At 57.4% G+C, this 13,751-nt stretch carries 13 protein-coding genes; 6 read left to right on the forward strand and 7 right to left on the reverse strand.

The features are described from left to right. Positions 1–27: 27 nt before the first annotated feature. The 3 genes from RYA97_RS09190 to cspD form a co-directional block, all read right to left on the reverse strand. Positions 28–474 (reverse strand): NUDIX hydrolase, encoded by a 447-nt coding sequence (locus tag RYA97_RS09190; RefSeq protein WP_316892179.1) that lies wholly within the window; start codon positions 472–474, stop codon positions 28–30. A gap of 142 nt (positions 475–616) precedes the next feature. After that, the gene (locus tag RYA97_RS09195; RefSeq protein WP_002554003.1) at positions 617–2,848 is read right to left on the reverse strand and encodes an NADP-dependent isocitrate dehydrogenase; all 2,232 of its coding nucleotides are present in this window, start codon (positions 2,846–2,848) and stop codon (positions 617–619) included. A 565-nt stretch (positions 2,849–3,413) separates the two neighbouring features. After that, positions 3,414–3,698, reverse strand: a complete 285-nt coding sequence (gene cspD, locus RYA97_RS09200; RefSeq protein ID WP_005731877.1) for a cold shock domain-containing protein CspD — start codon at positions 3,696–3,698, stop codon at positions 3,414–3,416. A gap of 213 nt (positions 3,699–3,911) precedes the next feature. Here cspD and clpS point away from each other — a divergent pair, with 213 nt between their 5' ends. Together clpS and clpA are read left to right on the forward strand one after the other, a co-directional pair. Beyond that, positions 3,912–4,274: an ATP-dependent Clp protease adapter ClpS gene (gene clpS, locus RYA97_RS09205; RefSeq protein WP_002554001.1), complete on the forward strand. Its 363-nt coding sequence runs from the start codon at positions 3,912–3,914 to the stop codon at positions 4,272–4,274. Positions 4,275–4,304: 30 nt separating this feature from the next. After that, positions 4,305–6,578, forward strand: a complete 2,274-nt coding sequence (gene clpA / locus RYA97_RS09210; RefSeq protein WP_316892182.1) for an ATP-dependent Clp protease ATP-binding subunit ClpA — start codon at positions 4,305–4,307, stop codon at positions 6,576–6,578. Positions 6,579–6,694: 116 nt separating this feature from the next. Here the strand turns inward: clpA and infA are convergent, their stop codons facing one another. From infA to RYA97_RS09230, 4 genes are all read right to left on the reverse strand, one after another. Then, positions 6,695–6,913: a translation initiation factor IF-1 gene (gene infA / locus RYA97_RS09215; protein WP_002553999.1), complete on the reverse strand. Its 219-nt coding sequence runs from the start codon at positions 6,911–6,913 to the stop codon at positions 6,695–6,697. 101 nt (positions 6,914–7,014) lie between these two features. Beyond that, on the reverse strand, positions 7,015–7,722 hold the full coding sequence (locus tag RYA97_RS09220) for an arginyltransferase (protein ID WP_004659516.1): 708 nt from the start codon (positions 7,720–7,722) through the stop codon (positions 7,015–7,017). 48 nt (positions 7,723–7,770) lie between these two features. Next, positions 7,771–8,460, reverse strand: coding sequence for a leucyl/phenylalanyl-tRNA--protein transferase (aat, locus tag RYA97_RS09225; protein ID WP_005731880.1), 690 nt, complete (start codon positions 8,458–8,460; stop codon positions 7,771–7,773). Positions 8,461–8,500: 40 nt separating this feature from the next. Continuing rightward, positions 8,501–8,692, reverse strand: coding sequence for a hypothetical protein (locus RYA97_RS09230; protein WP_005745701.1), 192 nt, complete (start codon positions 8,690–8,692; stop codon positions 8,501–8,503). Between the two features lie 236 nt (positions 8,693–8,928). On the opposite strand from RYA97_RS09230, the gene ftsK reads away from it, so the two are divergent. The 4 genes from ftsK (at position 8,929) to crcB (ending at position 13,749) form a co-directional block, all read left to right on the forward strand. After that, positions 8,929–11,334, forward strand: coding sequence for a DNA translocase FtsK (ftsK, locus tag RYA97_RS09235; RefSeq protein ID WP_117140781.1), 2,406 nt, complete (start codon positions 8,929–8,931; stop codon positions 11,332–11,334). A gap of 76 nt (positions 11,335–11,410) precedes the next feature. Then, complete coding sequence (gene lolA / locus RYA97_RS09240) at positions 11,411–12,034, forward strand: outer membrane lipoprotein chaperone LolA (RefSeq protein ID WP_002553995.1); 624 nt, start codon at positions 11,411–11,413, stop codon at positions 12,032–12,034. An 18-nt stretch (positions 12,035–12,052) separates the two neighbouring features. Continuing rightward, on the forward strand, positions 12,053–13,375 hold the full coding sequence (locus RYA97_RS09245; protein WP_002553994.1) for a replication-associated recombination protein A: 1,323 nt from the start codon (positions 12,053–12,055) through the stop codon (positions 13,373–13,375). Next, positions 13,375–13,749 carry a fluoride efflux transporter CrcB gene (gene crcB, locus RYA97_RS09250; RefSeq protein WP_002553993.1) on the forward strand — a complete coding sequence of 125 codons (375 nt, stop codon included), beginning with the start codon at positions 13,375–13,377 and terminating at the stop codon, positions 13,747–13,749. The genes RYA97_RS09245 and crcB overlap by 1 nt, the downstream gene beginning before the upstream one ends. Positions 13,750–13,751: the final 2 nt, after the last annotated feature.

Raw genomic sequence — 13,751 nt, forward strand, 5'->3', positions numbered from 1 at the left:
ATTCTATCAGGCTGAGGGCGTCGAGTCTCACGCCTTGTCGCGCAGCAGGTCGAGACTGAAATGTTCGGCATTGAGGTAATCGTCCAGACAGCGCAGTACCAGCTCGCTGCGCCAGCGTTCCTGTTGGGCCAGCAGTTCGTCGCGAGTCAGCCAGACGGCGCCAACGATGCCTTCGTCCAGCTGATATTCAGGGTTATGGTGTATGGCCTTGGCGGCGAAACATATCCGCTGGTAGGTCACGCCGTTGCTCGGCGCGGTGTACAGGTAAATACCCACCACGCTGGTCAGTTCGACATCCCAGCCGGTTTCTTCAAGAGTCTCCCGCACTGCCGCACGTTGCAGGCTCTCGTTCGGGTCGAGGTGCCCGGCGGGTTGGTTGAGTACGGCGCGTCCGCCTTTCATTTCTTCGACGAACAGGAAGCGTCCCTGATCTTCGACGATGGTGGCGACGGTAACGTGGGCTTGCCAGGTCATGGATTGATCCTCTGCTGCCAGATAAGAATGTTCAGTACGTGGGCTGCCGGTCTGTCTTTGGCCTTAATGCAAAAGCCCCGACACGCGGGCCGGGGCTTTTGGCTGGGCGACGCAGTAATGCGTCGCACCGGTCTCATGCCGCTTACGCTTTCAACGCATCGATAGCCGCGTTGAGCGTGGCGCTCGGGCGCATGGCCTTGCTGGTGACTTCCGGGTTAGGGAAGTAGTAGCCGCCAATTTCCACCGGCTTGCCCTGAACAGCGTTCAGCTCGGCAACGATTTTTTCTTCGTTGTCAGTCAGGGTTTTGGCCAAAGGCGTGAACTGTGCCTTGAGGTCTGCATCGTCGTTTTGAGCAGCCAGTGCCTGAGCCCAGAACAGGGTCAGGTAGAAATGGCTGCCGCGGTTGTCGATGCCGCCGACCTTGCGCGAAGGCGACTTGTTGCGGTCCAGGAACTCGCCAGTGGCCTGGTCGAGGGTCTTGGACAGAACCAGCGCTTTCGGGTTGTTGTAGGCATTGCCCAGATGTTCCAGGGACGCAGCCAGAGCCAGAAACTCGCCCAGCGAATCCCAGCGCAGGAAGTTTTCTTCAACAAACTGCTGCACATGCTTGGGAGCCGAACCGCCAGCGCCGGTTTCGAACAGACCGCCGCCGTTCATCAGCGGAACGATCGACAGCATTTTCGCGCTTGTGCCCAGTTCCATGATCGGGAACAGGTCGGTCAGGTAATCGCGAAGCACGTTGCCCGTTACCGAGATCGTGTCCTTGCCGGCGCGAGTGCGTTCCAGGGTCAGCTTCATCGCGTCGACAGGTGACAGGATCTGGATATCCAAGCCCGACGTGTCGTGGTCGCCCAGGTACTTGCGGACTTTCTCGATCATCACGCTGTCATGGGCGCGAGACGAGTCCAGCCAGAAGATAGCCGGTGTGTTGCTGGCGCGAGCGCGGTTGACGGCCAGTTTTACCCAATCCTGGATCGGCGCGTCCTTGGCCTGGCACATGCGCCAGATATCGCCCGCCTCGACGTTCTGTTCCATCAGCAGGTTGCCCTGGCTGTCGGTTACACGAACCACGCCGTTGGTCTGGATGTGGAAAGTCTTGTCGTGGGAGCCATATTCTTCGGCTTTTTGAGCCATCAGGCCAACGTTCGGTACGCTGCCCATAGTGGTCGGGTCGAATGCGCCATTTTTCTTGCAGTCTTCGATGACTGCTTGATAGATGGTGGCGTAGCAGCGATCCGGGATCACTGCCTTGGCATCGTGCAGTTGACCATCTGTGCCCCACATCTTGCCGGAGTCACGGATCATCGCTGGCATCGATGCGTCGACAATTACGTCACTCGGCACGTGCAGGTTGGTGATGCCCTTGTCGGAGTTGACCATCGCCAGTTGTGGGCGAGTGGCGTAGACCGCTTCGATGTCAGCCTTGATTTCGGCCTGTTTTTCAGCAGGCAGGCTGGTGATGCGCTCGTACAGGTCACCGATGCCGTTGTTCAGGCTGAAGCCGATCTGCTTCAGCGTGTCAGCGTGCTTGGTCAATGCATCCTTGTAGAACTCATCAACGATCTGGCCGAACATGATCGGGTCGGAGATCTTCATCATGGTGGCTTTCAGATGCACCGAGAACAGAACGCCTTGCTTGCGGGCGTCCTCAATCTCGGCGGCAATGAAGCTGCGCAGAGCTTTGGCGCTCATTACCGAGCAGTCAACGACTTCGCCAGCCTTGACGGCGGTTTTTTCCTTCAGAACGGTGGTGGTGCCGTCCTGAGCGATCAGTTCGATTTTAACGGTGTTGTCGGCTGCGATCTGGGCAGCTTTTTCGCTGCCGTAGAAGTCGCCGTTGCTCATGTGCGCAACGTGGGCCTTGGAGTCGGCGGACCAGGCGCCCATTTTGTGTGGGTGCTTGCGAGCGTAGTTCTTGACCGACAACGGTGCGCGACGATCGGAGTTGCCTTCGCGCAGCACCGGGTTCACGGCGCTACCCTTGGTCTTGTCGTAGCGTGCGCGGGTTTCTTTTTCCGCGTCAGTGACAGGGTTTTCAGGGTAGTCGGGAATCTTGTAGCCCTGATCCTGAAGCTCCTTGATGGTCGCCTTCAATTGAGGGACCGAGGCACTGATGTTAGGCAGCTTGATGATGTTGGCTTCTGGCGTAGTGGCCAGTTTGCCCAGCTCGGCGAGATGATCCGGCACTTGTTGATCGGCGCCAAGCGACTCCGGGAAGCTTGAAAGAACACGGCCCGCCAGGGAGATGTCGCGCGTTTCCACGTCGATATCGGAGGAGGCTGTGAAAGCTTCGATAATAGGCAGCAGCGAATAGGTGGCGAGGGCCGGAGCTTCGTCGGTGAAGGTGTAGATGATCTTCGAGCGGTTGGACATTCGTATTAACTCTCTGTTTTGCTGAGCATGCACAAAATCTCGATACGCGCAGGGTATGCACTCTTGCCCACGGTTCGGCCATGGGCCCAGGTCGAGGTTCATTCGCGGTGATGTTGGGTGCATCAGTCGAGCGTCAAGCTGTCAGGCCAGGTAGCGACCCGACGCATAGGAAGGTTGAGGGTCTGATTTCAGACGGGTCAGCCTTTATGACTCTTCGGTCACGGCGCGAGTATATCAAACCATTGGCGCGAGGCATTAATGCTATGCGTGCTATCGAATAATGAACATCCGCCGTTGGTCGAACGACCAGGATGTCTACGAGTTATCAATCAGGCTTCAAGAGGCGGGATCTGGCGGAGGAGTGGGGCGCTGATGGCTCTGTCACGGTAGGGGCATCCGCGGTGCAATAACCGCTAATTCGATACCCTGTGGAGTCGCATCGGTTCAAGCTACCAAAGCTGCGGTTTCTCAAGATCCGGTACAGGCTCATTGCGTGTTTCTGATTACTCAGTCAACTGGCGCGAAAGGCCATTGATCTGCTGTCAGGCTGTTTCCATGGAGGACTTCAAGCGTGTGCATGTTCAGGTTCATGCTCAGACGCAGCATGGGTTTCCTTCACAGGCTCACCTGCTTTAGCCAGCAATGGCGCGATATTCACGGCATGCAGCCCTTTTGGCCCCTGAATGATTTCAAAACTGACCGGCTGGCCGGCTTTGAGGGTCTTGTAACCTTCCATCTGGATGGTCGAAAAATGGGCGAACAAGTCGTCATCCGGCTTGCCGTCTTCGATTATGAATCCATAACCTTTTGCATTGTTGAACCACTTGACTTTTCCGTTAAGCATCGCCATATCCCTCTGCAAAGGACTCCGTCAGGAGTATCATCCACTTCAATCCGCCTCCCCAAAAATTTTGGTTGACTGCGCGGACCCTTTTTACCCAATGTGGGCTCTATTGTTTGTAACACCGTTTAGCTGATAGTCAAGGTCATGTGGCGGTCTGTTTGAAAAGCGTCCAAACTGCGACTGACAGCTCAATCCGCCCTCAAACGAACATTTCTTTCCATGCATGCATTTAGCAAGATTCGACTAACATTCAATCAGGACAGTCCGCAGTCGCACGAGGACGACGCGGCAGGCATCGCGGTGCAGGACGCCAAGCCGACCCTGCAGGCGCCACCGATGTACAAGGTGGTTTTATTCAACGATGACTACACCCCGATGGATTTCGTCGTAGAAGTACTCGAGGTGTTTTTTAACCTGAATCGTGAGCTGGCCACCAAAGTCATGCTGGCCGTCCATACAGAGGGACGGGCAGTCTGCGGATTGTTTACCCGCGACATCGCCGAGACCAAGGCAATGCAGGTCAATCAATACGCCAGGGAGAGCCAGCATCCGCTACTCTGTGAGATCGAGAAGGACGGTTAAACGCCGACCACTTGGGTATGAGGTGAAGCTATGTTAAACCGTGAGCTCGAAGTCACCCTCAATCTTGCCTTCAAGGAGGCACGTTCGAAGCGTCATGAGTTCATGACGGTCGAGCACCTCCTGCTGGCTCTATTGGATAATGAGGCTGCAGCCACTGTTCTGCGTGCCTGCGGTGCAAACCTCGATAAACTCAAGCATGATCTGCAGGAGTTCATCGACTCCACCACTCCGCTGATCCCCGTTCATGACGAGGATCGCGAGACACAACCGACGCTCGGGTTCCAGCGTGTGCTGCAACGGGCAGTTTTCCACGTGCAGAGCTCCGGCAAGCGCGAAGTAACCGGCGCCAACGTGCTGGTTGCAATTTTCAGTGAGCAGGAAAGCCAGGCCGTGTTTCTGCTCAAGCAGCAGAGCGTGGCCCGGATTGATGTCGTCAACTATATCGCCCACGGTATCTCCAAGGTTCCGGGGCATGGCGAACACTCTTCTGAAGGTGAACAGGATATGCAGGACGACGAGGGCGGTGAAGCATCTTCCTCAGGCAATCCTCTGGATGCCTATGCCAGCAATCTGAACGAATTGGCGCGCCAGGGGCGCATCGATCCGCTGGTCGGTCGCGAAAGCGAAGTCGAGCGCGTAGCTCAGATTCTGGCTCGTCGTCGCAAGAACAACCCGTTGCTGGTCGGTGAGGCTGGGGTTGGTAAAACGGCTATTGCCGAAGGCCTGGCCAAGCGTATCGTGGACAATCAGGTCCCTGATTTACTCGCCAGCAGCGTTGTCTACTCGCTTGATCTGGGTGCCCTGCTGGCCGGGACCAAATACCGCGGCGATTTCGAGAAGCGTTTCAAAGCGTTGCTCAATGAGCTGCGCAAGCGTCCTCAGGCGATCCTGTTCATTGACGAGATCCACACCATCATTGGTGCTGGTGCGGCATCAGGCGGGGTGATGGATGCCTCTAACCTGCTAAAACCGTTGCTGTCGTCTGGCGAGATCCGTTGCATCGGCTCTACGACCTTTCAGGAGTTTCGCGGGATTTTCGAAAAAGACCGCGCCTTGGCGCGTCGCTTCCAGAAAGTCGATGTGTCCGAGCCTTCGGTCGAAGACACCATCGGCATCCTTCGTGGCCTGAAAAGCCGTTTCGAGCAGCATCACAGCATCGAGTACAGTGACGAAGCGCTGCGCGCCGCAGCTGAGCTTGCGTCGCGTTACATCAATGACCGTCATATGCCCGACAAGGCGATCGATGTTATTGATGAAGCCGGTGCCTACCAGCGTCTGCAGCCTGTCGAGCAGCGCGTCAAGCGCATCGATGTGCCTCAGGTCGAAGACATCGTCGCCAAGATCGCGCGTATTCCGCCAAAACACGTCAACAGCTCGGACAAGGAGCTGCTGCGTAACCTGGAGCGCGATCTGAAGCTCACCGTGTTTGGTCAGGATGCAGCCATTGACTCGTTGTCGACGGCGATCAAGCTTTCGCGTGCAGGCCTCAAGTCGCCTGACAAGCCGGTCGGTTCGTTCCTGTTCGCAGGCCCTACCGGTGTCGGCAAGACCGAAGCCGCTCGCCAGTTGGCCAAGGCGTTGGGTGTCGAGCTGATTCGTTTCGACATGTCCGAGTACATGGAGCGGCATACCGTTTCCCGTCTGATCGGCGCGCCTCCGGGCTACGTCGGTTTCGATCAGGGCGGTCTTTTGACCGAAGCCATCACTCGTCAACCGCATTGCGTGCTGCTGCTCGATGAAATCGAAAAGGCTCACCCGGAAGTCTTCAACCTGCTTTTGCAGGTGATGGACCACGGTACGCTGACCGATAACAATGGACGCAAGGCAGATTTCCGCAATGTGATCGTGATCATGACCACCAATGCCGGGGCTGAGTCCGCCGCGCGTGCTTCGATCGGTTTCACGCATCAGGACCACTCGTCTGATGCGATGGAAGTGATCAAGAAGAGCTTCACGCCGGAGTTCCGCAACCGTCTGGACACCATCATTCAGTTTGGCCGTCTCAGCCACGAAGTCATCATGAGCGTGGTCGACAAGTTCCTTACCGAGCTTCAGGCCCAGCTGGAAGACAAGCGCGTACTGCTCGAAGTGTCCGAGGCGGCGAGAAGCTGGCTGGCGCAGGGTGGTTACGATGCGGCGATGGGTGCCAGACCGATGGCTCGCCTGATTCAGGACAAGATCAAGCGGCCACTGGCCGAAGAGATCCTGTTCGGCGAATTGTCAGAGCACGGCGGTGTGGTTCACATCGATATCAAGGATGGCGAGATTACCTTCGACTTCGAAACCACAGCAGAAATGGCCTGACGCCCAAGCCTCGCTCCGCATCGTGAATGGATGCGGGGCAGGCCGAGGTCTCTGGTTGTATGAAACAGGCAAACAAAAACGCCCGGCTTATGCCGGGCGTTTTCGTCAATGCCTGTTTAACGAGCGCGGTAGGTGATGCGCCCTTTGCTCAGGTCATAGGGCGTCAGTTCTACACGCACTTTGTCACCGGTCAGAATACGGATGTAATTCTTGCGCATCTTGCCGGAGATATGCGCGGTTACGACGTGCCCGTTTTCCAACTCCACGCGGAACATGGTGTTGGGCAGGGTGTCGACGACAGTGCCTTCCATTTCGAAGCTGTCTTCTTTCGACATGCAGTAAAGCCCTCGGTATACAAATGAGTGGCCCGGTGCAAGTGGCGCCAGGCAAAAGCGGCGTGCATTGTGCCCGAAAAAACCAGTTTAAGCCAAGGGGTTCAATACAGAGTGACCCATCTTTGATTGGTAAGTAGCTCAATGGGCCGATATTGGGTCTTGTAATTCATCTTTTTGCAGTTTTTGATCCAGTAACCCAGGTACACCGCCTGCAGTTGAAGTCTGGCGGCTTCGGCGATCTGCCACAAAATCGCGTAACGGCCCAGACTGCGGCGCTCTTCATCAGGTTCGTAGAACGTGTAGACCGCGGAAAGGCCGTTGGGCAAAAGGTCGGTGACCGCAACTGCCAGCAGTCGTTGGTCGACGCGAAATTCGTAAAAACGCGAAAAGGGCAGGTCGCGAACCAGAAATGTCGAAAACTGCTCGCGGCTGGGTGGAAACATGTCGCCGTCAGCATGCCGTTGCTCTATGTAACGTTGATAAAGATCGAAATATTCCTCGGTGAAAGCCGGTCTGGCGCTTTGCACCTGTACATCGGCATTACGTTTCAAAATCCTTTTTTGCTGTCTGTCGGGTACAAACAGGTTCACGGGGATGCGTGCGGGCACGCAAGCGCTGCAGTTCTGGCAGTGGGGGCGGTAAAGATGATCGCCGCTACGGCGAAAGCCCATGTCCGAGAGGTCGGCGTAGACCTGCACATCCATTGGCTGGCTGGGGTCCAGAAACAGGGTCGTCGCCTGCTCTTCAGGCAGGTAACTGCAGGTGTGCGGTTGAGTGGCATAAAACTTCAGCCTCGCCAGCTCTGTCATGGTCGTCGCCTAATGGTAAATCCTTACCTGTGAGTGTATGCCAGCCTGTCAAACTCGCCTAGATGACCAGTCGGCACCGCTTGGCTGATCAAGATGCCGGGACAGATAGTCGGCAAAAGTCTGCCGAGGAATCGAGCGTGCGCCGAAGCTGTGAAGGTGTTGGGTCGGCATCTGGCAATCGATCAATACAAAACCCCAGTCAGTCAGGTGCTGCACCAGTGTGGCGAATCCGACTTTGGAGGCGTTGTCTGCACGGCTGAACATGGACTCACCGAAGAACAGCTGGCCCATTGCCAGGCCATACAGCCCGCCGACCAGTTCATCCTGATCCCAGACCTCGACGCTGTGCGCATGGCCGCGTCGGTGCAACTCAAGATAGGCATCCTGCATCGAGCCGGTGATCCAGGTTTCATTGGCGTAACTTCTCGGCGCAGCGCAGGCCTTGATCACGCTCGCAAAATCCCGGTCAAAGGTCACGTGGTAGCGAGACTGGCGCAACATTTTGCCGAGGCTGCGCGAAACATGCAGTTCTTCGGGAAACAGTACGGTACGCGGATCGGGAGACCACCAGAGAATCGGCTGGCCGTCCTGAAACCACGGAAAGCAGCCGTGCCGGTAGGCATTGATCAGGCGATCGGCTGACAGGTCTCCACCGGCGGCAAGTAATCCGTTGGGCTCGCGGAGGGCTTTCTCCAGTGGCGGGAAATCCAGGCTATTGCGGTTCAACCAGGTCAGCATGGCATCACAACTTTGCGGAAGGGGAGGGCGCACCGGCCTGTCAGTGCAACTCTGTGCGGCAGGCGTGGTCACAAGCGGTTGTCATTATGGCGCGTACCTGGCACATACGGTAGGGCAAGAGCGCGGCGATGATGGTGTAGCCCTTGAAGTTGTGGGCGGTTGATAGAAACACGTCATAAGCCTTTGTCACAAAACGGAATGCGTGCTCAAATTGAACATCATCAGCGAACATGAAAGCATGTCCCGCATTGCGGAACTGTCTGAAGTCGGTCTGACGCGTTTTCGTACAGACCCAAGCGCCCGTAAAGCCGTACAATGCCTGCTTTGGGCGTTATCATTCAAACGTCTGCCGAACGGGCTTCCCGATGTCTGCTATCCCTGTTCATGCGGGAGCATTCAGCGCCGTCCGACAGCCGTTTCTGGTCAATCAACGAGATGTTCGCGCTACAGCGCAGGAATTAAAGCGTTTTGAAGAAATCCACCCCAGCACCCAGCGCTGTTCCGCTTTGGCGGCAGCAATTGCACTACCGGCTCAAGGAAGGGGCCCTGATCGCCTTTGGCGCCCTGTGCCTGTACCTGATAATGGCATTGTTGACCTACGATCAGAGTGATCCCGGCTGGAGCCACACCAGCAGTAACGCCGCGCAGGTGCAGAACGCTGCGGGGCTTGCCGGTGCCTTCTGTGCCGATATCCTGTTCATGATCCTGGGCTATTTCGCCTATATTTTCCCGCTGCTGCTGGCAATCAAGGCCTGGCAGGTGTTTCGTCATCGTCACGAACCCTGGCAGTGGAGCGGCTGGCTCTTCTCCTGGCGTCTGATCGGGCTGGTATTCCTGATACTGGCGGGCGCGGCGCTGGCGCACATTCATTTTCACTTTTCGGCAGGCTTCCCGGGCTCTGCTGGCGGCGTGCTGGGCGAAGTGCTGGGCGATCTGGCCAAGAAAGCCCTGAACATCCAGGGCAGCACTTTGCTGTTCATCGCCCTGTTTCTATTCGGTCTGACAGTGTTTACCGACCTGTCGTGGTTCAAGGTCATGGACGTCACCGGCAAGATCACCCTTGACCTGTTCGAATTGTTCCAGGGGGCGGCGAACCGCTGGTGGACCGCCCGTGCCGAGCGCAAGCAGATGGTCGCGCAGTTGCGTGAAGTCGACATGCGCGTCAACGATGTGGTCGCGCCCGTTGCCCCTGACCGTCGCGAGCAGGCCAAGGCCAAAGAGCGCCTGATGGAGCGCGAAGTGTCGCTGAGCAAACACATGACCGAGCGTGAAAAGCACGTGCCTGCGGTTATTGCGCCAGCCCCTTCAAAGCCTGCAGAACCGAGCAAGAGGGTCATGAAGGAAAAACAGGCCCCGCTGTTCGTTGACAGCGCAGTCGAAGGCACCTTGCCGCCCATCTCCATCCTTGATCCGGCAGAAAAGAAGCAGCTCAACTACTCGCCAGAGTCCCTGGCGGCGGTCGGTCATCTGCTGGAAATCAAGCTCAAGGAATTTGGTGTCGAGGTCTCGGTTGACTCCATCCATCCCGGCCCGGTCATTACCCGTTACGAGATTCAGCCGGCCGCTGGCGTCAAGGTCAGTCGCATTGCCAACCTCGCCAAGGACCTTGCCCGCTCACTGGCGGTCACCAGCGTGCGCGTGGTCGAGGTGATCCCGGGCAAGACCACCGTCGGTATCGAGATCCCCAACGAAGACCGCCAGATCGTGCGCTTCTCCGAGGTGCTGTCGACCCCTGAATACGATAATGCCAAGTCGCCGGTCACCCTGGCGCTGGGCCACGACATCGGCGGCAAGCCGGTGATTACCGACCTGGCCAAGATGCCCCACTTGCTGGTGGCCGGTACGACCGGTTCCGGTAAGTCGGTTGGTGTCAACGCCATGATCCTGTCGATCCTGTTCAAGTCCGGCCCGGAAGACGCCAAGCTGATCATGATCGATCCGAAAATGCTTGAGCTGTCCATCTACGAAGGTATTCCGCACCTGTTGTGTCCGGTCGTTACCGACATGAAGGACGCTGCCAACGCCTTGCGCTGGAGCGTTGCCGAGATGGAACGCCGTTACAAGCTGATGGCGAAAATGGGTGTGCGTAACCTTTCGGGCTTCAACCAGAAGGTCAAGGATGCGCAGGATGCCGGGGAGCCACTTGCCGATCCGCTGTACAAGCGGGAAAGCATTCATGACGAAGCGCCGTTGCTGAGCAAGCTGCCGACCATCGTGGTAGTGGTGGATGAATTCGCCGACATGATGATGATCGTCGGCAAGAAGGTCGAAGAGCTGATCGCCCGTATCGCCCAGAAGGCTCGTGCGGCAGGTATCCACCTGATCCTCGCGACACAGCGTCCTTCGGTGGATGTGATTACCGGTCTGATCAAGGCCAACATCCCGACGCGCATGGCGTTTCAGGTGTCGAGCAAGATCGATTCCCGGACCATCATCGATCAGGGCGGTGCCGAACAACTGTTGGGCCATGGCGACATGCTATACATGCCGCCGGGCACCAGCCTGCCGATTCGCGTGCACGGCGCGTTTGTTTCCGACGAGGAAGTGCATCGCGTGGTAGAGGCCTGGAAACTGCGTGGTTCGCCTGACTACAACGACGATATTCTCGCCGGTGTGGAAGAGCCCGGCAGCGGCTTTGATGGCGGTGGCGGCGAAGGCAGTGAAGACAGCGAAAGCGACGCGCTTTACGATGAGGCGGTCAAGTTTGTACTCGAAAGCCGCCGCGCATCGATTTCCGCCGTGCAGCGCAAGCTGAAGATCGGCTATAACCGCGCAGCGCGCATGATCGAAGCGATGGAAATGGCTGGCGTCGTGACCTCCATGAATACCAACGGATCGCGTGAAGTTCTGGCTCCAGGACCGGTGCGCGACTGATTTTTATCACCCCGAACTGCGGCGGCAGCGTGCAAGTCACGCTGCCGCATCATCATCGACTTCAAAGAGGAATCCCATGCGTCTTATCCGCATGCTGTTGGCCACCGCACTGACCTTCTCCGTGATGTCCGCCCATGCCGACAGCAAGGACGTGGCACGCCTGACCCAGTTGCTGGAGAAATCCCAGACCCTGACCGCACGCTTCTCGCAATTGACACTGGACGGTGGCGGCACGCAATTGCAAGAGACTACCGGCGAAATGACGTTGCAGCGTCCAGGCCTGTTCAACTGGCACACCGATGCGCCACAGGAGCAGTTGATGGTTTCCGACGGCAAGAAAGTGTCGTTGTGGGACCCTGATCTGGAGCAGGTCACCATCAAGAAACTCGATCAGCGCCTGACCCAGACCCCAGCCTTGTTGCTGTCCGGTGACGTGTCGAAGATCAGCGAAAGCTTCGATATCACGGCGAAAGAGGCGGGTGGTGTGATCGACTTCGTGCTCAAGCCCAAGACCAAGGACACCCTGTTCGACAGCCTGCGTTTGTCATTTCGTAACGGCATCATCAACGACATGCAACTGATCGACAGCGTGGGCCAGCGCACCAATATCCTGTTCACCGGCGTCAAGGCCAACGAGCCTGTTGCGGCCAGCAAGTTTCAGTTCCAAATTCCCAAGGGTGCTGATGTCATTCAAGAGTAAAAGGGTTAATTCCTGATCATGGATCTGTTCAGCCGCGAACCGATAGCTCAGCCTCTGGCTGCACGTTTGCGTGCTACCAATCTGGATGAATACGTCGGTCAGGAGCACGTGCTTGCCCACGGCAAGCCTCTGCGTGAGGCGCTGGAGCAGGGTGCGCTGCATTCGATGATTTTCTGGGGCCCGCCCGGTGTGGGCAAGACTACCCTGGCGAGGCTGCTGGCCAAGGTGTCGGACGCGCATTTCGAGACTGTTTCCGCCGTGCTGGCGGGGGTCAAGGAAATTCGTCAGGCAGTGGAAGTCGCCAAACAGCAGGCCGGGCAATATGGCAAACGCACGATTCTGTTCGTCGACGAAGTGCACCGCTTCAACAAGTCGCAACAGGATGCGTTCCTGCCTTATGTCGAGGATGGCACGCTGATTTTTATCGGCGCTACTACCGAAAATCCTTCGTTCGAACTCAATAATGCCTTGTTGTCCCGTGCCCGTGTCTATGTGCTCAAAAGCCTGGACGAGGCGGCGCTGCGCAAACTGGTCCATCGTGCTCTGACCGAGGAGCGCGGGTTGGGCAAGCGCCAACTGACCCTGAGCGATGAAGGCTTCACGATTCTCATGGCCGCCGCTGATGGCGATGGTCGGCGCATGCTCAATCTTCTGGAAAACGCGTCCGATCTTGCCGAAGACGGCAGCGAGATCGACGTCGAGCTGCTGCAGAGCCTGCTGGGTGACAGCCGACGCCGCTTCGACAAGGGCGGCGAGGCGTTCTATGACCAGATATCGGCCTTGCACAAATCAATACGTGGTTCTGACCCCGACGCAGCCCTGTACTGGTTTGCCCGGATGATCGACGGCGGCTGCGATCCGCTGTATCTGGCGCGTCGCGTGGTGCGCATGGCCAGTGAAGATATCGGCAATGCAGATCCGCGCGCCTTGCCGCTGTGCATGTCGGCCTGGGACGTGCAGGAGCGTCTGGGCAGCCCCGAGGGCGAACTGGCGGTAGCGCAGGCCATCGTCTATCTGGCCTGTGCGCCAAAAAGCAACGCGGTCTACATGGCCTTCAAGGCAGCAATGCGCGAAGCCGGCGAGCATGGTTCGCTGGAGGTTCCGCTGCATTTGCGCAATGCGCCGACCAAGCTGATGAAGCAGCTCGGTTATGGCGAAGAATACCGATACGCCCATGACGAGCCTGAAGCCTATGCGGCGGGTGAGGACTACTTTCCGGACGAGCTGGAACCACGGCAGTATTACCAGCCTGTGCCACGCGGTCTGGAACTCAAGATCGGTGAGAAGCTCAGGCATCTGAGCGCATTGGACGATGCCAGTCCCCGCCAGCGGAGAAAGTGATGATTCAGACCATTCTTGCGGTGTCGATTGCCGGGATCGCTGGTACATTATTGCGTTTTGCAGCGGGTACCTGGGTAAGCGCCAACTGGCCACGACATTTTTACGCAGCAACGCTTGCGGTCAACATCGTAGGGTGCCTGATAATCGGCGTACTGTATGGATTGTTTTTGCTGCGCCCGGAAGTGCCCATCGAAATTCGTGCCGGCTTGATTGTCGGCTTTGTAGGCGGTCTGACGACCTTTTCATCCTTTTCACTGGATACGCTGCGCCTGCTGGAAAGCGGGCAAGTACCGCTGGCCCTTGGTTATGCCGGTATCAGCGTATTCGGCGGGCTGCTCGCAACCTGGGTTGGCCTGTCCCTGACCAGACTTTGATA

The organism is Pseudomonas syringae group sp. 26L6 (assembly GCF_032587815.1).
GTDB lineage: Bacteria > Pseudomonadota > Gammaproteobacteria > Pseudomonadales > Pseudomonadaceae > Aquipseudomonas > Aquipseudomonas amygdali.